Here is a 24,834-nt window from a genome sequence, read left to right on the forward strand (position 1 = left end):
CGCAAGCGGCCGGGCGCCCGACCTAGCCCTTGGGTTCGCCGTAGGGGGCGCCGGCTTCCTCGTAGCACTCCGGGTGGTAGTGCTCGACGCGATCCCAACGGTTCTTCACGTAGACGTTGCAGATGATCTGCTCTGCACGGATGCGCGCCCGGAACTTGATGAGCTCATCGCAGACGGCGCAGTAGGCCGAATTGCCAGCGTCCACGGTGCGCGACACTGCCCTGCTCTTCCACCGCTTGCGTTTGGGTGCGGTGGTCTGCGTTGCGGTCTCCGATGACGACGCCGAAGTGTCCGTAGCCATGGCGGGACCCTAGCGAACGCTCGCGCGCTCTAGGTGGATATTCGCGCGATAAGCGCGAATTCATGCGCGTCACGCGCGAATTGTCGCCCGATAATCGCGCGATGTGCGCGTTATCGTGACGACCGGCCGAGTCGTGGATAGCGTGCCGGTCCGTGTCCAGCGGCGCCGCCAGCACAGCCGATCCATCGCCTCGCACCGGAGGCATCAGCCCATCTGCTTCGGCGACCGTGAATGCCGTGCTGTTCGACTTCGGCGGTGTCATCACCGAGAGTCCATTCGAAGCGTTCAACCGCTACGAGGATCGCATCGGCGTGCCGCGCGACACGATCCGGCAGATCAATGCCACCAATCCCGACACCAATGCGTGGGCGCGACTGGAGCGCAGCGAGGTCAGCGTCGACGAGTTCGCTGAGCTGTTCGAGGCAGAGGCTGCCGACCGGGGACACGAGATATCGGGCGCGCAGGTACTGGCGTGCCTCAGCGGCGGGCTGCGCCCGCGGATGGTGCGTGCGCTGGAGATTCTCGCCGCGCGCCTGCCGGTGGGCTGCATCACCAACAACGTGAGAACGGGCCACGGCGCCGGCATGTCCCGGGATGCCACCACGGCCGCGGCGATCGCCGAGGTGATGAAGCTGTTCGGCGTGGTGATCGAGTCGTCGGTAGTGGGCCTGCGCAAGCCCGATCCGCGGATCTACGAGCTGGCCTGTGACCGGCTCGGCATCGACCCGGCCCGCACGGCATACCTCGACGACCTCGGCATCAACTGCAAGCCGGCTGCAGCAATGGGCATGGCAGCCATCAAGGTGACCGATCCCGACGAGGCCCTGCGCGAGCTGGAAGCACTCGTCGGCTTCGAGCTGCGATGACCGTCTGCCCGTGACGTGCTGATGGCGATGCACTGATGGAGTCAGGGTTCATCTACACGCTGCACAAGCTCGGGCGCTTTTACCCGCCCGACCGGGAGGTTCTGCGCGACGTCACGCTGGCGTTCCTGCCGGGTGCGAAGATCGGCGTGATCGGCCACAACGGCTCGGGCAAGTCCACGCTGCTGCACATCATGGCCGGCCTCGACGACGGCTATGTCGGCGACGCGAGGCTGGCGCCCGATGCGTCGGTGGGGTTGCTGCCCCAGGAACCCGAACTCGACGTTGCGCTCGATGTCGAGGGCAACGTGATGGCGGGTGTTGCCGAGACTGCCGCCCTGCTGACGGCCTACGAGGAAGTGATGGCCGGCTGGGCCGAGCCCGATGCTGACTTCGACGCGCTCGGCACCCGCCAAGCAGAGCTGGAGGATCGGATCGCCGCGGCCAATGCCTGGGATCTGGACCGCCAGGTCGCCATCGCCATGGACGCTCTGCGTCTGCCGCCTGGCGATGCCGACGTGACCACGCTGTCGGGAGGGGAGCGACGGCGCGTGGCGCTGTGCCGCCTGCTGCTGTCCCACCCGGACCTGCTGCTGCTCGACGAGCCGACAAATCACCTCGATGCGGAATCGGTCTCATGGCTCGAGCGGTTCCTGGCCGACTATTCAGGGACAGTCGTGGCCATCACCCACGATCGCTACTTCCTGGACAACGTCGCCGGCTGGATTCTCGAGATCGATCACGGCCGCACGCATCCGTTCGAAGGCAACTACAGCGCGTGGCTCGAGTACCGCAACGCACGGCTGGTCTCGCAGCAGCGGCAGTCCGACGCCCGAGCCCGCACGCTGGCCCAGGAACTGGAGTGGGTGCGCATGTCGCCGCGGGCCCGGCAAGCGAAGAGCAGGGCACGCGTCAGCGCGTACGAGGAACTGCTGGCGACGCATCGCAATGCTGCGGATGAGCAGCGCCGAGCAGATGCGCTGCAGATCACGATCCCGATGTCACGGCGTCTCGGCTCGCAGGTCATCGATGCCGAGGGTCTCGTCAAGGCCTACGGCGACAAGCTGCTGTTCGACGATCTCGCGTTCCGGCTGCCGCCGGGCGGCATCGTCGGGGTGGTCGGCGCGAACGGTGCCGGCAAGACCACGCTGTTCCGGCTGCTGGTCGGCGACGAGCGGCCCGATGCGGGCAGCATCACCATCGGCGAGACGGTCGACATTGCGTATGTGGACCAGTCACGGGCGGTGCTGGATCCCGACCGCACGGTCTACGAGGAGATCACCGGTGGGCACGACACGCTGCGCATCACTGGCTTGGACGGTGCCCGCGAGGTGAACGGCCGGGCATTCGTCGCATCGTTCAACTTCACCGGCTCGGATCAGCAGAAGCGCGTGGGCGACCTTGCAGGCGGCGAGCGCAACCGGGTGCACTTGGCCAGGACGCTGACCAGCGGATGCAACGTGCTGTTGCTCGACGAGCCCACCAACGACCTCGACGTGGACACGCTGCGTGCGCTCGAGGCCGCCTTGGAGTCGTTCGGCGGCTGCGCCGTGGTCATCAGCCATGACCGCTGGTTCTTGGACCGGATCGCGACCCATGTGCTGGCCTTCGAAGGCGACAGCGTGGTGCGATGGTTCGAAGGCAACTTCACCGACTATGAGGCCTTCCGCAAGCGCGAGCTGGGCGCCGATGCAGGCCCGACTCGCATCACCTACAAGCCGCTCGCCCGCTGATTTCTGCAGTTAGCGTCGAACCGGTGCGGATTGCCACGTGGAATGTCAACAGTCTGAACGCCAGGCTGGAACGGGTCGACGAGTGGCTCGACTATGCCGAGCCGGACGTGCTGCTGCTGCAAGAAACGAAGATGTCCGACGAGCAGTTCCCGCACCTGCACTTCGAGGCGCAGGGCTATGCCTCGGTGCATCACGGCGAAGGCCGCTGGAACGGCGTGGCCATTCTGTCGAGCGTTGGCATCGACGATCCCGTCGCTGGCTTCGCCGACGGCCGTGAGCCCGATCCGGACGCTCGCATCATCTCGGCCCGTTGCGGCGGTGTCACGGTGAGCTCGGTCTATGTGCCCAACGGCCGTGCGGTCGACCATGAGCACTACCGCTACAAGCTGGACTGGCTTGCACGGCTGCGTGCCCACCTCGAGGCCACGTCCGATCCGGCCGAGCCGGTGTTGGTCGGCGGCGACTTCAACGTGTGCCCCGACGACCGGGACGTGTGGGACCCCGACAACCCCGAGCCGCGCACGCACGTCACCGATCCTGAGCGAGATGCCATCGCCGAGGTGTGCGATTGGGGGCTGGCCGACATCTTTCGCGAGCACTACGACGCCGACGGCTTGTACAGCTGGTGGGATTACAGGGACGGCGCGTTCTACAAGCGTCACGGCCTGCGCATTGATCTGCTGCTGGGCACCGAGCCAGTGGTCGCGGCCACGCAGTTCTGCCTCATCGACCGCAACGCTCGCAAGGGCACCAAGCCCTCGGACCACACGCCGGTATTCGCTGATCTCGCGATCTGATCCGCTCAGCGCTCGCTTGAGTTGTCGAGAACGGCTCGGGCGGCGGCGAGCCGGGAGGCAGCGTCGTCTGGTGACAGCGGTGGGGGCTCGGCGGTGGCGGCTGCGATCTGTGCCAACCAAGGTGAGGGGTTGCGAGACCCGTCTGCCGCGCCAGACCCAGATCGGTGCCGTGCCCAGGTGAGATGCAGCGTGCGGGCGGCCCGCGAGACTGCGACGTAGAACAGCCGCCGTTCCTCGGGATCATCGCGGCGCAGTGGCACCAGGCCCTCCTCCACACCGGCGATCACGACGTGATGCCACTGCAGGCCCTTCGCCGCATGAAACGTCGCCAGTGTCACTGCTCCGTCTCGCATATCGAAACGGACGCCCGAGCGGTCGCTGTCGAACAGGTCTGCGGTGAGTTCGCGGTCGCTGGCCGACAGCAAGCCGACCCACGTGGCGAAGCCCTCTCCGGTAGGGCCGCTGCGACTGAACGTGCGGCCCGATGTACGGGACATCTCGGTGAGATAGGCGTCGGCGAGGTCGAGCACTCGCGCCAGCGCTGGCTCGGATGCATCGCCTGGCCCGGCATCCTGCACGTCAGCTCGCATGTCGGAGACTGCTGTCGAGAACCGATCACCGGTCGTGCGGAGGCGCTCCAGCACCTGCCGGGTGGCGGGCAGTTGCAGGAACGGGCTTCGCTGCCCGCTGAGGCGACAGGGGATGCCGCGAGCGTCGAGCACGGCGGTGATGTCAGAGAGTTGGGCATTCGTGCGGGCGAGGACTCCGAACGAATCCCAGCGCACGCCGCCGACATGACGATCGGCGATCCATCTGGCGATGCCGGCGGCTTCTGCCACAGCATCGTCGAACGCCGTCACGGTTGGCGAGGGACCGGTCTCGTGAGGTCGTGCCGGCGACTGTGCCGTTCTGCCGATGTTTGTAGCGACCGGCTCGGAGTCGGCGTTCATGACGGCCTGCGCGGCGGTGACCAGCGAGGGGTGGCTGCGGTAGTTGAGCTCGAGCCGGACGACCTGCGCCCCTGCGAAACGGCGCTCGAACTCGGCGATATACCGGCTGTCGGCACCGTTCCATCCGTAGATCGCCTGGTCGGCATCGCCGACGGCGCAGATGTCGGCGCCGCCGCTGTGCACCGCTTCGGCACCTCCGATCCACTCCTGCAGCAAGTTCCACTGCAGCCGGTTGAGATCCTGGAACTCGTCGACGAAGAAGTGCCGGTGCAGCCAGCGCCGCGCGGCAGCGAAGTGCTCGTCGGCACGCATCAGGCGCGTGCATTCGGCGAGCAGATCGTCGAAATCGAGCAGCCGGCGGCGCGACTTGAGGCGTTCGAAGCGGTCGTAGAGCTCAGCTGCCGCCTCCGCGGCGGCGGGCCCGAGCCGCCGCAGCGCCGGTCCGTCGCGGTAGTCGGCAACCGACAGATCGTTCGCCTTCGCCCAGTCGATCTCGCGCAGCGCCCTGGCGACGGTGATCGGCGGCCTCGCACCGTAGGCATGCTGGAGGTGCTCCGAGAGCTCGCCGCTGAGCGTCGCTCGGTTCGGCAGGATCTTGCGCACTGCCCGGCCGCGGTCTGCGTCGTGCTGCCGCACGTGGGCAAGGGCGATCGAGTGAAACGTGCCGATCGGACCCATGTCGTGGATGTCCAGTTCCCGGAGCCTCGACCAGAGTTGCCGTGCCGCGCGGCGAGTGAATGTCACTGCCACGGCGTGCTGTGCCTGCATCGACTCGGTGGCGGCTCGCCACGCGATTCGTTGCGTGAGCACACGGGTCTTGCCGCTTCCCGGGCCGGCCACCACTAACAGCGCCGCAGCTGGGGAGCGGACCGCGGCACGCTGGGCGGAATCGAGTCCGTCGTCGGGCGGGAGAGCCTCACCCGGATCGGTTGCGGGCGCCGCATCGCTCACGGGGCGAACCTAGACCGAACCTGGACCTTCGTTAGTCTGCTGTCGGTGCGAGTCATCAGCCTCGTTCCGAGCGTCACGGAGACGCTGGCTGCATGGGGCGCAGACCCGATCGCGTGCACTCGCTTCTGCGAGCGACCCGATCTCGAACATGTCGGCGGCACTAAGAACCCCAACATCGAGGCCATCGCCGAGCTGCGACCCGACCTCGTGGTCGCAGATCGAGAAGAGAACCGCAAAGAGGACCATGACGCGCTGATCGCCCGCGGCATCGAGGTCGAGGCGCTGCACATCGCGTCGCTAGACCATGTGGTGCCGGAACTGGCTCGGCTGGCCAGCCGAGTCGGCGTCGGCTGGCTGCCAGAACCGCTGCCGGAGCGCTCGGAGCTGCCGCCACTGCGTCGGCCCGGCGGCGGAGGCGGGGGAGAGCAGCCCGTGCGCGTGTTCGTGCCGATCTGGCGACGGCCGTACATGACCGTCGGCGCCGCCACATACGGAGTTTCCCTGCTGGAGTACTGCGGCGTGCAGGTGGCGTTCGCCGACCGGGCTGAGCCATACCCCACCCTGAGTGAGGAGGATCTGCGCAGCGAGCCAATCGATCTGGTCCTCGCTCCCACCGAACCGTACGAGTGGCACCGCCGCAATCTCGACGAGCTCGACGCGTATGGCCCGGTCCATCTCATCGACGGCCAGGACCTGTTCTGGTGGGGGACACGCACGCCCGCCGCCGTCCGGCGCGTTGCGAACGGCATTGCGCGAGCGCTGGGGGTACCGGCACCGTCAGCAAACCCGGCCGGGGAGGCTCGTGCCAGCGCGCAGTAGCGTTGCCCGCGGATCAACCGCCGGGAAACCACGAGATCGGGAGTGACGATGGGCACTGGACCGCTGGCAGGCGTTCGCGTCATCGAGTTGCAGGGCATCGGCCCCGGGCCGTTTTGCGGGATGATGCTCTCGGACATGGGGGCGGAGGTCATCCGCATCGACCGCGCTGCCAGAGTGCGCGACCGCGACCCCGACACCCCGCCGATCGACGTGCTCGCCCGTGGTCGTTCGTCGATCGGCCTCGACCTCAAGAACTCCGACGGGATCGAGGCACTGTTGCGGTTGGTAGAGCACTCCGACGCGCTCATCGAGGGATTCCGGCCCGGCGTGATGGAGCGGCTCGGCATCGGACCCGACGAGTGTCTCGCACGCAACCCGCAACTCGTCTACGGCCGCATGACTGGCTGGGGTCAGGAAGGCCCTTATCACATGGGTGCCGGGCACGACATCAACTACATCGCGCTGGCTGGCGCACTCGATCCCATTGGCCGCAAGGGAGAGCCGCCGATCGCGCCGCTGAACCTCGTGGGCGACTTCGGTGGCGGCGGCATGCTGCTTGCGTTTGGCGTGGCCTGCGCCCTGTTCGAGTCACAGCGCTCCGGCCAAGGCCAGGTGATCGACGCAGCCATGGTCGACGGTGCCGCAACGCTCATGGCGATGTTCCATTCCATGCGGGCGCTCGGGGTCTGGAACGACGAGCGCGGCACCAACCTGCTCGACACCGGCAGCCACTTCTACGACGTGTACGAGTGCGCCGACGGCAACTACATCTCGGTCGGATCGATCGAGCCGCAGTTCTACGCCGAGCTGCTGCGCCTGACCGGCCTCGACGAGGATCCTGAGTTCGCCAAGCAGCACTCGCGCAGCCGCTGGCCGCACCAGAAGGACCGCATTGCGGAGGTTTTCAGGTCGAAGACCCGCGACGAGTGGTGCGAGATCATGGATGCCACCGACGTGTGCTTCGCACCGGTGCTGACGTTGGAGGAGGCCCCGCAGCACGCGCACAACGTCCATCGCGACGTGTTCTGCGAGGTGGCCGGTGTGATCCAGCCGAGCCCGTCGCCGCGCTTCAGCCGCACGGTCCAGGCCGTGCAAGGGCCGCCGGCGCATCCGGGCCAGCACACCGATGAGGTACTGGCCATCGCCGGTTACGACCCCGACGACATCGCAAAGCTGCGCGACACCGGTGCCGTCGCCTGAGAGGCTGAGCCGAATGGCGAAGCCGTGGCCCGAGCGGCCCGTGAGCGGAGCGAACAAGAGCGGGAAACAATAGGTGACGCAACGAGAAGGTCGTGCTTTGAGCGCATTCTCTGACACTGGAGCCGACGCTGCGGGACCGGCCAGCGCCGGCGAGCAGGAAGGCCGGGAGCCGAGCGACGCACCTCCGGGGCTCGATCGCAAGCTCGTGCCGCTGTATGCCGAAGCTGTCGCCGTTGCCGACGTGTCTCCGGCGAGTGCCTGCGCGCTGGCCCGCCTGTTGCTGCGCAGCCTCATCCAATCTCAGGGACTTCGGGGCCGTCACATCGTGCGCGACATCGGCGAGTTGGTTTCCGCCGGCGCACCGGTCGGGCTCCTGCGGGCGCTCGACGTCATGAAGCTCAGCGACACCGAGGCCCGCCGTCCCGGCGAACTGAACCTCGCCAATGGCCACGGTGACGCCCAGAACCTGCTGATGTTCATTCACCTGTTCACGCAGCACGTCTCGCCGCCTCAGCGGCGAGACCATCAGGCACAGTCGCCGCCTCAGTGAGCGCTGACGTCTGGGCGGCGGTCCATACGGCGCTGGGCTGGGCGATGGTGCTGTCGAACGGAGCGGCCGGGCTGTGGGCGCTCGGGGCGAGGCGCTGGGAAACGCTGCGCCACCGCAGCCTGTGGTGGCTCTTGGGCGGCGCATGGGTGCTGGTGTTCGTGCAGCTCACGTCGGGAGTCATCCTGATGCGAGCTGCCGCGGTCGATGCCCCGGCCTTCCACGTCTTCTACGGGGTCTGCTGCGCGGTCGCGGTCCTCTTCGTCTACGCCTACCGCCAGCAGCTGGAACACCGTCGTTACGAGCTGTTCGGCCTCGGCGCGTTGTTCATCATGGGGCTCGCCATCCGAGCCATGTTCCTGGGCAGCTGACGATCCTGGCGGGCCGGCCGTGGGGCGCCGTTCAGCGCAGCCGTTCAGAGCCCGAGCCGCTCTTCCAGAAGGTCGAGTTGGTGACGCATCGGCGGGGGCAGGCGCTCGCCCAGGTTGCGGTAGTGCGCCTCGATCATGTCGATCTCGGCTCGCCAATCGTCTTCATCGACACCGAGCAGCGTTTCGATCTCGGCATCGGTCAGGTCGAGGCCGCTGGTGTCGAGCGCCTCGGGCGGAGGCACCAGGCCGATCGCTGTCGGCACGGCCTCTCCGTGGCCTCCAACGCGCTCCACCACCCACTTCAGCACCCGGGAATTGTCGCCGAAGCCCGGCCAGATGAAGTTGCCGTCGGCGTCCTTGCGGAACCAGTTCACGTAGAACAGCTTTGGCAGCTGGGTTCCCGGCATGTGACCGATGTCGAGCCAGTGCTGGAAATAGTCGCCGAAGTTGTAGCCGCAGAAGGGCAGCATCGCGAACGGATCTCGCCGCACTTCGCCGATGGCGCCCGCGGCGGCAGCGGTTTTCTCCGATGACATCTGGGAACCCAGGAACACGCCGTGCTCCCAGTCGAACGCCTCCGCTACCAAGGGAACCGTGGTTGCTCGCCGGCCGCCGAAGAGGATCGCCGAGATCGGCACGCCGGCGGGATCCTCCCACTCGGGCGCAATCGAGGGGCACTGCCCGGCGGGCGCCGTGAAGCGGGCATTGGGGTGCGCAGCGGGCGTGCCGCCGGAGGCCGACCACTCGTTGCCGCGCCAGTCGATGATGCCCTCGGGCGGCTCCGGCGTGAGACCTTCCCACCAGACGTCGCCGTCGGGCGTCTGCGCCACGTTGGTGAACATGCAGTTGCCCCACATCGTGCCGAGCGCGTTCGGATTGGTGTCGTCGCCCGTGCCGGGTGCCACGCCGAAGATGCCGGCCTCGGGATTGATGGCATGCAGGCGGCCGTCGTCTCCGAACTTCATCCAGGCGATGTCGTCGCCGATGGTGCGCACCTTCCAGCCGGGCAGCGTCGGGATCATCATCGCCATGTTCGTCTTGCCGCAGGCCGACGGGAACGCAGCCGCCACGTAGACGGTCTCGCCGTCGGGGGGCGTCACGCCCACGATCAGCATGTGCTCCGCCAGCCAACCCTCGTCGCGGGCCATCGTCGATGCGATCCGCAGGGCAAAGCACTTCTTGCCCAGCAGCGCGTTGCCGCCGTAGCCCGATCCGTACGACCAGATCTCGCGTGTCTCGGGAAAGTGGACGATGTACTTGCGGTCGGCGTCGCACGGCCAGGGCACGTCGGCTTGGCCCGCTTCCAGCGGCGCGCCGAGCGAGTGAACGCACGGCACGAAGGGATCGTCGCCGAGCACGTCGAGCGCGGCTTGACCCATACGGGTCATGATCCGCATGGAGGCTGCCACGTAGGGCGAATCGGTGAGCTGGACTCCGATGTGTGCGATGTGGCTGCCCAGCGGCCCCATCGAGAACGGCACCACGTACATCGTGCGTCCGCGCATCGAGCCACCGAACAGCTTCAGCAGCTCCTCGCGCATGTCATCAGGTGCGCGCCAGTTGTTGTTGGGACCCGCGTCCAGCTCGCGCTCGGTGCAGATGAAGGTGCGGTCCTCGACGCGGGCGACATCGCCCGGATCGGACCGGGCGAGGTAGCTGTTGGGGCGCGCGTCGGAATCAAGCGGGATGAGGGTTCCCGATTCCACCATCTGGCTGCAGAGCTGCTCGTACTCTGCTTGTGAGCCGTCGCACCAATGGACTGCATCGGGTCGCAGCACGCCGGCCCAATGATCGACCCAATCGATCAGCTGACGGTGAGTGGTCGCAGGCAAATTGTCCTCCGGGTCCGAGTCTCGCGCTCGCGCACGAATCGAGACTGGTAACTCGCTCCTCGGCCGGCGCGCCTGCGCCGGCCTCAGATCACGCTGTCTCCCCCCCGGCGGTGATCCAATCAGGTGTTCCCAGATCCACTTCCGAGCCGAGACGCAGCCGTGTGGCGAGCCCCCGTTCGTCCAGGTCGTAGATCACTCGCTGGCCTTGCCGCACCATCCGGAAAATGGATCCGTCCAGGGCATTTGGGGCCAGTTCGTGCTCGGAGCGCGTGACATCGTCAGTCACGATCCCGACTCGCGATGCCGGGTCGTACGACTTGATGACGCCTTGCACACGCGCCTCCAGTGGCAGGGAATCTGCCCGGCCGCAGCGGCGGCTCGCGCAGTCCCCGGAACGCTACCAACCGGTCGCCGCGGGCGCGTTGTAGCTTCGGCGTCCATGGGCGACAGCAACGCTCATACATCCGTGGGGGTAGTGCCCTCTCTCGACAGCGAAGCGCTGGCCGAGGTCATGCGCCGTTATCAATCCGCGCTCAACCAGCACCGGGTCACGATCGATCGCCTCAACGTCTATCCGGTGCCCGATGGCGACACCGGTACCAACATGGCCTTGACGCTCGCAGCGGTCACCGAGGAATTGCTCCTGTCCGGCGCCGGCAGGGGCGACATCTGCCGAGCGATCTCGCACGGCGCGCTCATGGGAGCGCGCGGCAACAGCGGCGTCATCGTCAGCCAGTTGCTGCGGGGCCTTGCGGCCACGCTCGCTCCCGGGGACGAAGATCCCGACAGCGATCCGCCCATCGACGCCGAGCTGCTCGCCGAAGGCTTGGTTGCCGCGAGCACCGCTGCCGACAGTGCCGTCATGCGGCCCGTCGAGGGCACGATCCTGAGTGTCGCGCGCGCATCAGCCCAGGCGGCGCAGAGCGCGCTCGAAGCTCTCGCCCCCGATGAGCGGGGCACCGGCGCGACGGCGCTGGCAGCCGTGCTCGAGAGCGCACGGCAAGCCGGCCAGGCAGCGCTGGAGGCAACCCCGCAGCAGCTGCCGGTGCTGGCGGACGCTGGAGTGGTCGACGCGGGTGCCGCCGGTTACCTGCTGCTGCTCGACGCACTGCTGAGCGTGGTCGACGGGCGCCCTTTGCCGGCAGAGGTCGACTTGCCGGCCGAGGTGGCTGCAGTCATCGCTCACGGGAACGCTGGCACCAACCTGGCCAGTGACCCTGTCGATCCTGTCGCTGAGCAACGCGCCGAATTGCACAGTCACCTCGACCCCGGCGATGGCGGCGGTCATGACGTGCACGATCCGTCTGGCACTCGTTACGAGGTGATGTACCTGCTCGCGGCGCCCGATGAGAACATCGACCAGTTCAAGTCTGCCTGGGATGCCTTGGGCGATTCGATCGTGATGGTGGGCGGCGACGGGCTGTGGAATTGCCATATCCACACCGATGACATCGGCCCCGTCATCGAGGCAGGCATCGATGTGGGACGGCCGCATCGCATCCAGATCACCGATCTCCACGAGCAGGTCGCCAGCCTCGGAGGCCACGGTGCGCATGGTGCGCACGCAGGCCAGCCCGGTGCGCACGCAGGTGCGGCGGACGGGGCTTCGGCTGAGTCTGCGCAGCGACCGCTCGTGGGATGTGCGGTGGTCGCGGTCTCGCCCGCGGCGGGCCTCGATGAGCTGTTCGCTGCGCTGGGCTGCCACGAGCTCGTCACCGGCGGCCAGACCATGAATCCCTCGACGGCTGAACTCCTTGCGGCCATCGAGTCCGCGCCTTCACAGCAGGTCGTGGTGCTGCCCAACAACTCCAACATCGTCCCGGTGGCCCGGCAAGCGGGCGATCACGCCGACAAGACAGTGACGGTCGTCGCGACGACCTCGGTGCCCGCGGGCCTCGCAGCCCTCATCGGGTACGACCCCGACGCGAGCGCTGACGTCAACGCCGCTTCGATGGGCGACGCCGCGGATGCGGTGTCGGCAGGAGAAGTGACCCAGGCAGTGCGTGACACGACCGCACCGACAGGCGATGTCGCTGTCGGGCAGTGGATCGGCCTCGACGACGGGGGCATCTCCGCTGCCGGCGACACCGCGGCAGCGGCGGCTATCCGGCTGCTCGAGAACATGCTCACCCCAGCCCACGAGATCCTCACGCTCATCGAAGGCGCCGGCGCCCAAGCCGCCGAGACAGCCGAAGTGATGGCGTGGCTCGCCGAGCACTGGCCCGACGTCGAGATCGAGCGGCACGTCGGCGGCCAGGACCACTACCCGTACCTCTTCGGCATCGAATGAACACACCCCAACCCAGCCAGCCCGCTGCGGGCCGGTCCCCGGGGGCAGCTGCGAAGGATCCGCTGACGCTGCGGGAGCTCGACGCGATCGGCGTTGACCGGCTCAACGGTGTCGGCCCGCAGCGCCGCAAGGCCCTGGCCGAAGTCGGCGTCGAGTCTGTATTCGATCTGCTCACGTACTATCCCCGGCGCTACGTCGACCGCACGGCCCAAGCCCCGATCAGCGAGGCTGAGATCGGGTCGGAGATCACCGTCGTGGCCGACGTGCTGTCGGTGTCGAGCCGTCGCCTGCGCGGAGGCCGGCGACTGGTGAGCGTAGATGTCACCGATGCCAGCGGCGTGCTGAGCGTCGTGTTCTTCAATCAGGCATGGCGTGAGCGTCAGCTCACCGAGGGCCGCACCGTGGCGCTGTTCGGCAAGGTGGAGAACTACCGCGGCCGCAAGCAGATGACGAACCCCGTGGTCGATGTGCTGAGCGGCGGTTCCACAGCAGACCGTTCCGCATCCGCAGACCGCACGGGCAAGATCGTGGCGATCTACCCGCAGTCGGAGACCTCCGGCATCGTCACGTGGGACGTGGCGAACTGGGTTGCGGAGGCGCAGCGACGCTGTGCAGGCCGTGGCATCGCTGATCCGGTGCCCAGTCGATGGCGCAAGCGGCTCGGGCTCGCGAGCCGGTCGCGAGCGCTGGCCGACATCCACGATCCGCCGTCGATGGCGGACCGGTGGGCGGCTCGGGATCGGCTGGTGTTCGACGAGCTGATGCGGGTGCAGCTGATGCTGCGAAGCCAGCGCTTGGCGCGCGAGGCCCATGAACTCGGCATCGCACACGAGCCGACTGGCACGCTCATCGAGGCATTTCACCGGCGACTCCCGTATACGCTGACAGGAGCGCAGCAGCGTGCGATGGCGGAGATCGACGCCGACGTGAGCATGCTGCGCCCGATGCACCGCCTGCTGCAGGGCGACGTCGGCTCGGGCAAGACGCTGGTGGCGTTGCACGCATTGCTCATTGCGGTCCAGAACGGCCACCAGGGCGCGCTCATGGCGCCGACGGAGGTGCTGGCCGAACAGCACTATTTCGCCCTGCGCGCCTTGCTCGACGGGTTCGAAGTGCCAGACGAAGGGCGACTCGGCGGCCGTCGGCCGCTGCGCCTGTGCCTGCTCAGCGGCTCGAGCTCGGCGACGCAGCGTCGTGAAGTGCTGGTGCAGGTTGCGACCGGTTCCGCGGACATCGTCGTCGGCACGCACGCGCTTCTGGAGGAGTCGGTGAAGTTCGCATCGCTCAGCGTTGTGGTGGTCGACGAGCAGCACCGTTTCGGCGTGTCTCAGCGTGCGCGGCTGCGCGAGAGCGGCCGTGACGACCGCCGCATTCCCCACCTGCTGGTCATGACCGCTACGCCGATTCCCCGCACGGCGGCCATGACGGTGTATGGCGATCTCGACGTCTCGGTGCTCGACGAGCTCCCGCCGGGCCGCACGCCGATCGCTACGCAGTGGGTGCGCGGTCCCCTTGCGACTGAATCGATGTGGATCGACGTGCAGCGCGAGATCGAAGCCGGGCGTCAGGCCTATGTGGTGTGCCCGCTGGTCGCCGAGAGCGAGAGTCTCGACGCGCGCTCGGCGGAGCAGACGCACGCAGAGCTGTCGGCGGGCGCCTTGGCGGGCCTGCGGGTCGGGCTGCTCCACGGGCGCCTGCCGATGCCCGAGAAGGAAGCAACGATGGCCCGATTCCGGGCGGGCGATCTCGACGCCCTGGTCGCGACGACGGTCATCGAAGTCGGGATCGACGTTCCGAATGCCACGGTCATGGCGGTGCTGTCGGCAGACCGATTCGGCATCGCGCAGCTGCACCAGCTGCGAGGTCGGGTGGGCCGGGGCAGCCATGCATCGTCGTGCTATCTCGTCAGCGACGAGGACCCGACAGCGATCGCTGTCGAGCGGCTGAGCGCGCTGGCCGCGACGAACGACGGGTTCGAACTGGCCGAGCGCGACCTCGAGCTCCGCGGCGAGGGCACGCTGTTCGACGAAAGACAGTCTGGGCGCAGCGACCTGAAGCTGGCGTCGCTGGTCCGCGACCTGCACTGGGTGCAGGCTGCCCGCGACGCTGCCGCCGATCTCATCACGGCCGACGGCGACCTCGATGCGCATCCGGCGCTGGCAGACGAGGTCGACTGGTTCGCCAGCCGTCGCGATCCCGACTACCTACAGCGCAGCTGATCGCACGACGGAAAGCCAGTGATCCGATCGCCATCGTCAGGGGTGATCGCCGACATCGACGCAGGTCGAACTGGCTCGACCTCCTCGAACATGGCACTGAACTGCTGAACGGATCTTGACAGGAGGTCAGGGCACGTAATGTCTACGGCATGGCGGGCGGGAAACACGTGGCCCTGCTAGTGGTGAGCTCGGACGATGCGAACAGGCGCCTCTTCCCCGCCGGCCCGCTGCGCGGCAGGTCGCTATTGCGGTGCTTGATTGCGGCCCTTGGCGTACTGACCGCTGCTGCGCTGCTGCCGCTCTCTGCGGGCGCGGCGACCCCTCCGCCAGGGCCGTGCGAGTCTGGCTGGGTCGCGCCGACTCCTGCCTCCGTCGCCGTCACCGACGTCCCGATCGAAGTGGCCTCGACCACTGACGACTACTTTGTTCTGTACATCAGAATCGACAGCAGTTCGCCCACGACAGATCTGCCGATCGCCGTGGTGTTGGGGGAAGATGGGACCACCTCCCTCGCAGACAATCTCAGTCCGTTGAGCGCCGACCGCTACCTCGTCGAGAAATACTCGGTGAGCCAGCCTGCCGACATCGACGGTGATTGCATCGACGACCTCACCGAACTCGCAGATCTGGGAACCCACAACCCAGTGAATCCCGGACAAATCAGCGACGACGCCCTCGGGGCTGTGGCCATTCCGGACCGCAGCGCCTTCGAGATGCTCGCCCTCAAAGGCGTGCCGATCGGCGGAACTTACTTTGGAGATGTGGAGTTCGTCAACTTCTGGATTTTGAACGCCTTGTCTGATCGCCCGACTGTCTATTTCATGAATACCAACAACACGATTCGGCACTTGGATTTCGCCCAGAAGCTGGGGTTCTACGAAACATTCCGTGATGACATACGAGGCACACTCATCTATCACCCAAATGTCGTCGCCCCAGACGGCTCTCTGGGGCTCTACCGCTTTGATGCATCGTCAGCCCATTGGCGCGATTTTTCGTTCGCACGCGTGGAGCGTGCGCATGAGATTCTCGCGTCTGCGATGCCACTTCTCGACAATAATCTCGCCTACCATCCTGTCGGCTGGTCATTTTTGGACCAGTACAATCGCCAGAAGGCAGACTTCGATGCATCGAGGGTCAACGTCTTGTTGCAGGAAGACATCTTGCCAGATGTGGCCTTCGTTGCGCTCAATCAAGCGGAAGGATATGGTCGTCTGCGGTTGATGGAGGACGGAGAGCATCCGCTCCCGTACGATGTTGCTATCTATCGCTCGCTTCCGAATGATCTGCCCCGTGTTGCTGGGACGATTACGACGGTGCCTCAGACGCCGTTGTCGCATGTGAACTTGCGGGCTGTCCAGAATGGTCTCCCTAATGCGTTCATTCGGGATGTACTGGATGAGGAGTCGATCGTCTCGCTGATCGGAAGCTATGTTCATTTTTCCGTGACGGCGGACGGGTACACTGTTCGCAAGGCATCCAAAGCCGAAGTCGATGCGCATTACGAGAAGCTGCGGCCAGCGCAGATGCAGACGCTGCAGCGTGATTTGAGCGTCACCGAGATCGCATCGCTTGCCGATGTAGAGTTCGCTGACTGGACTGCCTTCGGCGTCAAGGCAGCCAACGTTGCTGAGCTTGCACAGCTCTCGCTGCCAGATGGCACTGCACCGGTCGGTTTCGCGATTCCGTTCTACTTCTACGACGAATTCATGAAGCAGGCGACGGTCACTGAGAAAACTCTGCTCGGCAAGAAGAAGTGGCCCGACGACGAAAAGATCACGTTGGCCGCCGGAACGACGCTGGCCAGCGCTGTCACGCAGATGTTGGCCCACGCCAAGTTCCAGGCTGACTATGACATCCAAGAAGAGATGCTGGACGACTTGCGTGACGCCATCAAGGATGCCACCACGCCCAAGTTCATCACTGACGCTTTGGCTGCAATGCACGCCAAGTATCCGAACGGACAGTCGTTACGGTACCGTTCGAGCACGAACAACGAGGATCTGCCATCGTTCAGCGGTGCCGGTCTCTACAGCTCAAAAACCCAAGATCCTGACGAGACGACAGATGACGGCATCGACAAGTCGATCAAGAGCGTCTGGGCCAGCTTATGGAACTACCGTGCATTTCGCGAACGCGACTTTCATCGCGTCGACCACACCACGGTTGCCATGGGAGTGCTCGTACACCCCAACTACGAAGACGAACTCGTCAACGGAGTGGCCGTCAGCTATGACCCATTCACGCATCGGGACGGCATGTACTACGTCAACTCACAAGTCGGTGAGGACTTGGTCACCAACCCCGAAGCGCTGTCACGACCGGAGGAGATCTTTCTCGACGCCAACGGTATTGCGACGGTGCTGTCGTATTCGAACCTGAAGGCTTCACGAGAGCTGCTCATGACCGACGCTCAGATGAAGCAGCTGCGCAGCAATCTCGCCACGATCCACGATCATTTCAAGGCGTTGTACGCCGTCAAGACCGGCGACGACTATGCGATCGAGATTGAGTTCAAGATCACTGCCGACAACGTGCTGGCCATCAAGCAGGCACGGCCGTGGCTGTTCACCGAACCGCTCGTCGTGCCCAAACCGACGGTGTCTCTTGCCTTTGTCGACGACCAAGTCACCGAAGGCGACGATCTTCAGCTTGTGGTCACTCGCAGCGGTGGGATCCAGTCGGTGCCTCTCAGCGTCGGCTTCACGGTGTACGAAACCGGCCAGATGCTCGTGAGCACGTTGCCTGCCGAAGTCACGATTCCTGCGAATCAAACCAATGCAACCATCGCTATCGGGACGGAGCCGGACTCTCAAGCCGAGCACAACAGCGTCGTCACCGCCGCCCTGAATGCTGACGTCGGCTATACCCTCGGCGCTCCTCAGTCAGATACCGCGACCGTCGAAGACGACGACGGCCCGCTGTGTGATGTTGCGACGGCCATCGGCCGGGCGCGTGCTGCGTTTGCGTGGCACACCGACAACAATGGCGGCAACGAGGTTGTGTTCTGGCAGGTCCTGGCTTATCTGGGGGCTGATCCGTTGCCTGCGCCTCCTGGCGGCGCCGTCCTCGCCTCGACCACTCCTGAGGCGGTGAAGGCGTTCAGCGACGGCAAGTCGTGGCCTGGCTGGGTGCCCATCAACGCCGCCATGTCATGCCATCCCCCGCCGCCCGAGGTCAGCATCACAGCCGGCGCCGACATCGACGAGGGCGGTGTTGCGGTGTTCACGGTCACCGCCGACCCGGCGCCGACAGCCGCGCTGGCTGTGACCGTGGCGGTGTCTGCGTCGGGGGATTTCGGTGTGTCGCCGGGGTCGCATACGGTGACGATCCCCACTACCGGCAGCGCGACCTTGACTGTCGCTACGGCCGGCGACTCGGCTGATGAGGCCGATGGGTCGGTCACTGCGGCGGTCAGTGCTGGCTCGGGCTACAGGGTCTCCGCAACGGTCGGGTCGGCGTCTGTTGGGGTGGCTGATGACGATGTGCCTGTGGTCAGCATCGCTGGGGGTGCTGATGTCGGTGAGGGCGGCGATGCGGTGTTCACGGTGTCTGCCAGTCCTGCGCCGTGGGCGGGGTTGGATGTGTCTGTGGCAGTCGCCCAGACTGGTGACTTCGGCGTGACGCCGGGTTCGCGGACGGTCACGGTCCCGACGTCAGGCACGGCGACGCTCACGGTCACTACAGCCGACGACAGCGCTGACGAGGCTGACGGGTCGGTCACTGCGACCGTCGGCGTAGGGAGCGGTTACACGGTGTCGGCGACTGCGGGCACGGCTGCGGTCGCGGTGCGAGATGACGACGATCCGCCGGTGTCTGATCCTGTGGTGAGCATCACGGCGGGCAGCGGTATCAGCGAGGGCGGCGACGCGGTGTTCACGGTGTCTGCTGTTCCGGCGCCGTCGGCTGCGTTGACAGTCACCGTGTCGGTCTCCCAGACCGGCGATTACGGCATCACTGGCGGTTCGCGTCAGGTGACCATCCCCGCCTCCGGGACCGCGACGCTGACGGTGGCGACGGCGAACGACTCGACGGACGAGGCTGACGGGTCGGTGACGGCGAACCTCAGCACCGGCGCTGGCTACACGGTCTCTGCGGCGGCGGGTTCGGCGTCGGTGGCGGTGTCTGATGACGATGATGCGGTGCCGGTGGCCGATCCGTGCGTGGCGGTGCTGTCGGGCGACGGGAGCGTCACCGGGCAGTGGGCTGCGGGGTGCGGTTCGTCGGCGCGTGCGGGCCGTTTTGCGCGGTTCTTTTCGTTCTCGTTGGACGGCCCGGGCCGGGTGACGATTGATCTGGAGTCGTCGGCTGACACGTATTTGTATCTGCGCCGGGGTGTGGGCCAGAGGTCGGGTGCTGCGGTGGCGTCTGACGATGACGGCGGCGGCAGCTTTGACTCGCGGATCAGTCGGACGCTGGGGGCGGGCGGTTACACGATCGAGGCGACGACGTTTCACGCGTCGACGCCGGGGTCGTTCACGCTGACGGTCGCTGGCATTCCGGCGCAGACGGTGGTCCAGCCGGACCCGGAGGTCGCTATCGCTGCGGGCGGCGGGATCACCGAGGGTGGCGACGCGGTGTTCACGGTGTCTGCGGTTCCGGTGCCGTCGGCGGCGTTGGACGTGACCGTGGCGGTCGTCGTGTCGGGCGATTTCGGTGTGTCGCCGGGGTCGCACACCGTCACGGTCCCCGCCTCGGGCACTGTCACGCTGACGGTGGCGACGACCGGCGACTTGGTCGACGAGGCTGACGGGTCGGTCACCGCCACTGTCAATACCGGTACGGGTTACACCGTGTCCCAGTCTGCGGGCACCGCGTCGGTTGCGGTGGCCGATGACGACGACCCGGCCCCGCCGCCGTCGGTGTGCGTGCCGTCTTTGCCGTCTGACGCGGTGACGGTGTCTGAGGTGACTGGCTGGCGCGGCGAGTATTCCCATGCTGCCCATCAGCAGCGCTGGGATCGGGTGCTGGCCGCGTTGGGGGTGGACACCGGCGAGGAGGCGATGACCGTGGCCGACGCGCAGGCGGTCAAGGCGCAGTTCGACAATGACCGCTGGGACCGCACGGTGCGCACGCTGGTGGCCATGGCCCAGTGCGACGACGACCCGCCGCCTGCGGCTGTTCCTGTGGTGAGCGTCGCGGCCGGCGGCGGGATCGCCGAGGGCGGCGACGCGACGTTCACGGTCACTGCTGATCCGGCGCCGACAGCGGCTTTGACGGTGGACGTGACCGTGGCTCAGACAGGCGACTTCGGCGTGGCGACCGGCACGCGCCAGGTGACCGTCCCGACATCGGGCACAGTCACGCTGACGGTGGCCACCGTGAACGACTCCGCGGATGAGGCCGACGGGTCGGTCGCTGTCACGATCAACGGCGGCACCGGCTACACCGTGTCCCCCACAGCGGGCACAGCCACGGTCGCGGTCGCGGACGACGACGATCCGCCTGCGCCTGTGGCTGATCCTGAGGTCAGCATCACAGCAGGCGGCGGGGTCACCGAGGGCGGCGACGCGACCTTCACGGTCACCGCGGACCCGGCGCCGACGGCGGCTTTGACGGTGGACGTGACCGTGGCTCAGGTCGGCGATTTCGGCGTGTCGCCGGGCTCTCGGACGGTGACGGTGCCCACCGGCGGCAGTGTCACGCTCACCGTGGCGACGGCGAACGACACCGCCGATGAGGCCGACGGGTCGGTCACAGCGACCGTCAGCGCCGGCAGCGGCTACACGATCTCCGCGACCGCCGGCACAGCAACGGTCGCTGTCGCCGATGACGACGACCCGCCTGAGGTGACCGTCACGGCCGGCGGCGGGGTCACCGAGGGCGGCGACGCGGTGTTCACGGTCACTGCTGACCCTGCGCCGTCGGCGGCTTTGACGGTGGAGGTGACCGTTTCGCAGTCGGGCGATTACGGCGTAGCGGTCGGCACGCGTCAAGTGACCATCCCGACTTCGGGCACTGTCACCTTGACCGTCGCCACGACCGGCGATAGCACCGACGAGGCCGAGGGCACGGTCACGGCGACGGTGGGTTCGGGCAGCGGCTACACCGTGTCCCCGTCGGCGGGCACAGCCGCGGTGGCGGTGGCCGACGACGACGACCCGCCGCCGAACGCGACGCCGTCGTTGTCGATCAGCGACGCGTCGGCTAGCGAGGGCGGCACGCTGACCTTCACGGTGACGCTCAGTCCGGCCAGCGGCCGTTATGTGTGGGTGCACTATTACGCGCGACCTGCGTTCGGGGCTGAGTTGTCGGCGACGTTCGCGGACTTCGCGCAGGCCTACGGGATGCTGACCTTCAGTCCCGGCGAGACAACCAAGACCATCACCGTGGCAGCGGTCGACGACAGCCGAACCGAAGACGACGAGACGTTCAGAGTCGTGCTGTACTCCGCGTCGCAAGCAGCGATCGCCGACGGCGAAGGCATCGGCACCATCACCGACAACGACTGACGCCAGTCACACGAGGGCGAGCCAGGTGACGCAGTAGACGTCGTCAGGCGTGATCTCGGGCAAGGGCTCGGGTGGCTCGTAGGGCTGCAGGCCGAGCGCGTCGATCACCCTGATGATCTCGGCGGCCTGCTCAGCCGGACTCGCCGAGCTCTTGAGCGCTGCGGCGAGCGTTCGGATGGTCCGCTCCGGGTAGGGCGCCGTGATCGTGTCGACGGTGCGGTCGATGTCGTCTTGCGTCATCTCCGGAGGCGAGTGGTCGCTCACCACTTCTGCGGCGCGGGCCAGCCGAGGCGAAATCCGCGGCTCGAGGTTCGCCTTGTCGGACATGACGTTCCATTTGCGGACAATGTCGTCCTGGGCAACTTTCCACGCTTCGAATGCGCCTTCGACATCGGAGTATTCCAATGTGCGCGGGGTCTCGAAGCCGGCAGGCGGGCGGGCGAGGTCGAGGCAGGCCAGCGACTCGACTACCACCTCATCGGGAGCTGACCCATCTCGGTCGACGAATCGGAACAGGGGCGCCGGGTGGTCGCCGACGCGGGCGCAAAAGACGTAGCCGGCTCGCCCGTCGACGGCATGGGCTGCCATTCCCGAACCCGAGCCCCACGGCAGCGCGGCGATGTGTTCTGCGAGATCTGCGTCCTCCATTGCCCGGCGCAGCTCCTGGCGGAACTCCTCGCCCGACAGGACGCCCTTCGCGGTTCCGCCTCGCTCGAACATGGTTGCGTCCTCGCGACGGATGCGTTCAATCTCCTCGCGTGTCTCGGTGAAGTTGAGCTCGTGATGCTTGCCTTGATCGGGCAGTATCTCGCCGACGCCCACACTGGCCGCCGCTTGCGCGATCTTGCGGTGCAGTCGTTCGGAGAGGCCGAGTAGGTCGTCCAACCGGCTGTCGGGAAAGACGCAGCGCAGAAACACCTCCGCGTGGCGCGAGCCGATGCGGTCGATGCGCCCGTGACGCTGCACGAGGCGCATCGGATTCCACGGAAGGTCGTAGTTGACGATGTGGCAGGCCTGCTGCAGGTTCACGCCTTCGGCCAGCACATCGGTTGCCACCACGATGTCGTACAGGTCGTCGTCGTGGCCCTCGGGCGCATCGGTGGTGCGCGGGGCGAATCCCCACAGCACCGATTCCTTGTCGGCAGAGCCCGAGCTGCCTGCCACCGAGGCGATGCGCCCTTGGTAGGCAGCGAGCCGCTCGTCTGTGTGCGACACCGTTTCGAGGTGCTCGACAATCCAGTCGACGGTGTCGGCGTAGTAGCTGAAGATCAGCACCTTGTGCCGGTCGCGGGTGTCTTCGGCACCGATGCCATGGGCACGTGCGTCGGCGGCGATAGCGGCAAGCTCGTCGGTGAGGGCAGCCAGGTTCGGGTCTGCGTCCCGCGTCACGGTGCGTGCCTCGGCCGCAAAGTCGCGCAGCAGTTCTCGGTCACGCTCGGTGTCTCGGCGCAACCGCTTGATGTCGAATTCTGCGGCGTCGTCGGTGACGTGCACGAGGTGATCCAGGAATGCGTCACGCTGCTTGTCGTCGAGATCATCGGTGTCGGCGGCGATCCAGTCCGCCAGTACGTCCCCGGTGCCCACCCGGCCTCCGTCGAGCAGGGACAGGAACGCGTCGTGGCTATTTGCCATGCGCTCGCAGGTCTCTGCGAAGGCGTGGGGCGACGATTCGAAACGCTTCAACAGGCCCGAGCGCAGCAGCCCGGTGAGCTGCAACTCGTAGGTGTCGATCGCGTGGTCAAGCCGGTAGCGCGAGGGTGCGTAGCGCGCCAGTGTGAGGGCGCTTGTGTCAGTGGATTCGTCAGTCAGCGTGCACCCAGCGCTTGCCGGATCATCGGTCTTGGCAACGTCAGACTCCCCAGTGCTGACGACAGGGTCGGCATCGAGCGCTGCGGCGAACCGGTCGAAGAATCCGGGCAGGACCGCGTCGAGGTCGTAGTTCACCTTGCGGACCCGAGGGGTCGGGAAGACGATCGGCGTGTCGTGTCCGCCTATGCGCACGATGTCGTTGGGGTAGAAGCGCTTTACGAACGAACGGGTGCGGCGCACGGCCACGGCGTCGAGCACGTCGAAGAGATGCTCAGGAGTCAGGTCGTCGGGGTTGAGCGCGACGGCCTTGGCGAAGTGATCGCGCAGCGAGCCGATGCCGACATCGGCGAACTCCGCGTCGTTGCGCAGGAAGTAGCCCAGCAGGTGGTACAAGTCCCACAGGCTGTTGTTTACCGGCGTCGCAGTCAGCATGACGAGTTGCTTCGGCGGCGATCCGGCGAGCAGCCGTCGCAGCGCTTGTGCCCGCTGCGTGGATGGATTGCGCAGATTGTGTGCCTCGTCGATCACCACCATCGCGTAGTCGTTGACGTCGAGCTGGTCGAGCGTGATGCCGGTGGCGTGCTCGGGGTTGAGGCGCGAGTCACCCATCAACTCCTCGAACGACACGAGCTCCATCGGCAGGTTGTGTTCGGCTCGGAACGCGCGCCACGGGCCGTCTCGCAGCGTGGCAGGTGTGATCACCAGCACCTTCTGGCGGCGCTCCAGGGCGGCTTCGCGAATCAGCTCGCCAGCGAGGAACGTCTTGCCGAGACCGACCTCGTCGGCCACCAACACACCGTGCCGCTCGTCGAGGATGCGGCGCGCCCGCCACAGTCCGTCTGCTTGGAACGAGGTGAGGTGAATCTGCGGGGCACCCTCGGCGTCAGCTTCGGCTTGCAGTTCGTCGCCGTAGCGCTCCCACAGCATCCGCAGGTACACGAGTTGCGGTGAGTGCGGCTCGAACCTGGCCTCGAACAGGGCGGCCAGATCGTACGGGGCTGCCTGATCCCACAGCTCGTCGAACCACTCCTGCACTTGTGTCACGACGTACGGTGCGTAGTTGCCGAGGTTCAGCTCCAGGTTGGATGCCAGCCCGGCGTAGGTGAAGTTGGACGATCCGGCCACGACGCCGTGAGATCGGTCGCCCACCACGAAAGCCTTGCCGTGCAGGAATCGGCCCTCGAGACGCCGCACTTCCACGCTTGGCGATGCCAGCCAATCGGTGAGGCGTCGCGCCGCTGCGTGGGACTGGCGGCTGAAGCCCAAGTGGTCGCGTTCGAACCGGAGGAGCTGCTCCTGTTTCGCCAGCGCGCTGTGCATCCGGGCCCGAGCTGCCCGTGCCGGGTGAGCAGGCTCGGTGTGCAGTGCTCGTCGGCGGTTCTCCGGCGGCTGCGGCTCGGCGCCCAACAGGAGCCGGACGCCTGATGCATGGTCGAGTGCGTCGGCCAGCAGGGAATAGCCGCCGACATTGAAATAGGCGGTTGCAATGTCCACTGCGGCACCGCCCACGAAGCCGGTAGCGGCATGGGTGATGAACCCGTTGAGCGCCTGCGCCACTGTCTGGCCGCCACGGTTGACCGCCAGCTCGGGCTTGCTCGGCATCTCAGCCATTGCGGACTGACCCGAAGCGTCGCTCACGGTATCCCGGCGTGTGAGCGTTCATGAGGTTCGCCTGCGCTGTCGAAACAGCCGGTGATCTC

At 66.7% G+C, this 24,834-nt stretch carries 15 protein-coding genes; 10 read left to right on the forward strand and 5 right to left on the reverse strand.

The genetic code is table 11. From position 1 onward, the window contains the following. Positions 1–22 precede the first annotated feature (22 nt). Positions 23–301: a hypothetical protein gene (locus ACOQPE_RS09785; protein WP_420608734.1), complete on the reverse strand. Its 279-nt coding sequence runs from the start codon at positions 299–301 to the stop codon at positions 23–25. A gap of 152 nt (positions 302–453) precedes the next feature. Here ACOQPE_RS09785 and ACOQPE_RS09790 point away from each other — a divergent pair, with 152 nt between their 5' ends. Genes ACOQPE_RS09790 through ACOQPE_RS09800 form a run of 3 tightly spaced genes read left to right on the forward strand, consistent with a single transcriptional unit; the run spans position 454 to position 3,694 of the window. Continuing rightward, positions 454–1,167: an HAD-IA family hydrolase gene (locus ACOQPE_RS09790; protein ID WP_420608735.1), complete on the forward strand. Its 714-nt coding sequence runs from the start codon at positions 454–456 to the stop codon at positions 1,165–1,167. 35 nt (positions 1,168–1,202) lie between these two features. Then, the gene (gene ettA, locus ACOQPE_RS09795; RefSeq protein ID WP_420608736.1) at positions 1,203–2,897 is read left to right on the forward strand and encodes an energy-dependent translational throttle protein EttA; all 1,695 of its coding nucleotides are present in this window, start codon (positions 1,203–1,205) and stop codon (positions 2,895–2,897) included. 23 nt (positions 2,898–2,920) lie between these two features. Continuing rightward, entirely contained in the window at positions 2,921–3,694 is a 774-nt protein-coding gene (locus ACOQPE_RS09800; RefSeq protein WP_420608737.1) for an exodeoxyribonuclease III, read from the forward strand. 5 nt (positions 3,695–3,699) lie between these two features. Here ACOQPE_RS09800 and ACOQPE_RS09805 read toward each other — a convergent pair whose 3' ends face one another. Then, positions 3,700–5,595, reverse strand: a complete 1,896-nt coding sequence (locus ACOQPE_RS09805) for an ATP-dependent helicase (RefSeq protein WP_420608738.1) — start codon at positions 5,593–5,595, stop codon at positions 3,700–3,702. A gap of 45 nt (positions 5,596–5,640) precedes the next feature. Between ACOQPE_RS09805 and ACOQPE_RS09810 the strand changes: the two genes are divergently transcribed. The 4 genes from ACOQPE_RS09810 (at position 5,641) to ACOQPE_RS09825 (ending at position 8,532) form a co-directional block, all read left to right on the forward strand. Then, complete coding sequence (locus ACOQPE_RS09810) at positions 5,641–6,414, forward strand: helical backbone metal receptor (protein WP_420608739.1); 774 nt, start codon at positions 5,641–5,643, stop codon at positions 6,412–6,414. A 48-nt stretch (positions 6,415–6,462) separates the two neighbouring features. Continuing rightward, entirely contained in the window at positions 6,463–7,614 is a 1,152-nt protein-coding gene (locus ACOQPE_RS09815) for a CaiB/BaiF CoA transferase family protein (RefSeq protein ID WP_420611381.1), read from the forward strand. A 97-nt stretch (positions 7,615–7,711) separates the two neighbouring features. Then, complete coding sequence (locus tag ACOQPE_RS09820) at positions 7,712–8,164, forward strand: hypothetical protein (RefSeq protein WP_420608740.1); 453 nt, start codon at positions 7,712–7,714, stop codon at positions 8,162–8,164. Next, on the forward strand, positions 8,161–8,532 hold the full coding sequence (locus ACOQPE_RS09825) for a hypothetical protein (protein WP_420608741.1): 372 nt from the start codon (positions 8,161–8,163) through the stop codon (positions 8,530–8,532). Before ACOQPE_RS09820 ends, ACOQPE_RS09825 begins: the two co-directional genes overlap by 4 nt. A gap of 44 nt (positions 8,533–8,576) precedes the next feature. Here ACOQPE_RS09825 and ACOQPE_RS09830 read toward each other — a convergent pair whose 3' ends face one another. Continuing rightward, entirely contained in the window at positions 8,577–10,403 is a 1,827-nt protein-coding gene (locus ACOQPE_RS09830; protein WP_420611382.1) for a phosphoenolpyruvate carboxykinase (GTP), read from the reverse strand. Between the two features lie 49 nt (positions 10,404–10,452). Beyond that, positions 10,453–10,650, reverse strand: coding sequence for a hypothetical protein (locus ACOQPE_RS09835; protein ID WP_420608742.1), 198 nt, complete (start codon positions 10,648–10,650; stop codon positions 10,453–10,455). Between the two features lie 153 nt (positions 10,651–10,803). Here ACOQPE_RS09835 and ACOQPE_RS09840 point away from each other — a divergent pair, with 153 nt between their 5' ends. From ACOQPE_RS09840 to ACOQPE_RS09850, 3 genes are all read left to right on the forward strand, one after another. Continuing rightward, a complete protein-coding gene (locus ACOQPE_RS09840; protein WP_420608743.1) occupies positions 10,804–12,654 on the forward strand; it encodes a DAK2 domain-containing protein in 1,851 nt (616 codons plus the stop codon). Beyond that, on the forward strand, positions 12,651–14,873 hold the full coding sequence (recG, locus tag ACOQPE_RS09845) for an ATP-dependent DNA helicase RecG (RefSeq protein ID WP_420608744.1): 2,223 nt from the start codon (positions 12,651–12,653) through the stop codon (positions 14,871–14,873). Before ACOQPE_RS09840 ends, recG begins: the two co-directional genes overlap by 4 nt. A gap of 149 nt (positions 14,874–15,022) precedes the next feature. Next, entirely contained in the window at positions 15,023–21,325 is a 6,303-nt protein-coding gene (locus ACOQPE_RS09850; RefSeq protein WP_420608745.1) for a PEP/pyruvate-binding domain-containing protein, read from the forward strand. 6 nt (positions 21,326–21,331) lie between these two features. Here the strand turns inward: ACOQPE_RS09850 and ACOQPE_RS09855 are convergent, their stop codons facing one another. Further along, positions 21,332–24,745 (reverse strand): helicase-related protein, encoded by a 3,414-nt coding sequence (locus ACOQPE_RS09855; protein WP_420608746.1) that lies wholly within the window; start codon positions 24,743–24,745, stop codon positions 21,332–21,334. Positions 24,746–24,834: the final 89 nt, after the last annotated feature.

The organism is Candidatus Poriferisodalis sp. (assembly GCF_965219595.1).
In the GTDB taxonomy this organism is placed as follows: Bacteria; Actinomycetota; Acidimicrobiia; order Acidimicrobiales; family Poriferisodalaceae; genus Poriferisodalis.

Bases quoted from the DNA above. Each gene is read 5' to 3' on its own strand.
- ACOQPE_RS09785 (WP_420608734.1), bottom strand. From the start codon at position 301: ATGGCTACGGACACTTCGGCGTCGTCATCGGAGACCGCAACGCAGACC.
- ettA (WP_420608736.1), top strand. From the start codon at position 1,203: ATGGAGTCAGGGTTCATCTACACGCTGCACAAGCTCGGGCGCTTTTAC.
- ACOQPE_RS09815 (WP_420611381.1), top strand. From the start codon at position 6,463: ATGGGCACTGGACCGCTGGCAGGCGTTCGCGTCATCGAGTTGCAGGGC.
- ACOQPE_RS09840 (WP_420608743.1), top strand. From the start codon at position 10,804: ATGGGCGACAGCAACGCTCATACATCCGTGGGGGTAGTGCCCTCTCTC.
- recG (WP_420608744.1), top strand. From the start codon at position 12,651: ATGAACACACCCCAACCCAGCCAGCCCGCTGCGGGCCGGTCCCCGGGG.
- ACOQPE_RS09850 (WP_420608745.1), top strand. From the start codon at position 15,023: ATGGCGGGCGGGAAACACGTGGCCCTGCTAGTGGTGAGCTCGGACGAT.
- ACOQPE_RS09855 (WP_420608746.1), bottom strand. From the start codon at position 24,745: ATGGCTGAGATGCCGAGCAAGCCCGAGCTGGCGGTCAACCGTGGCGGC.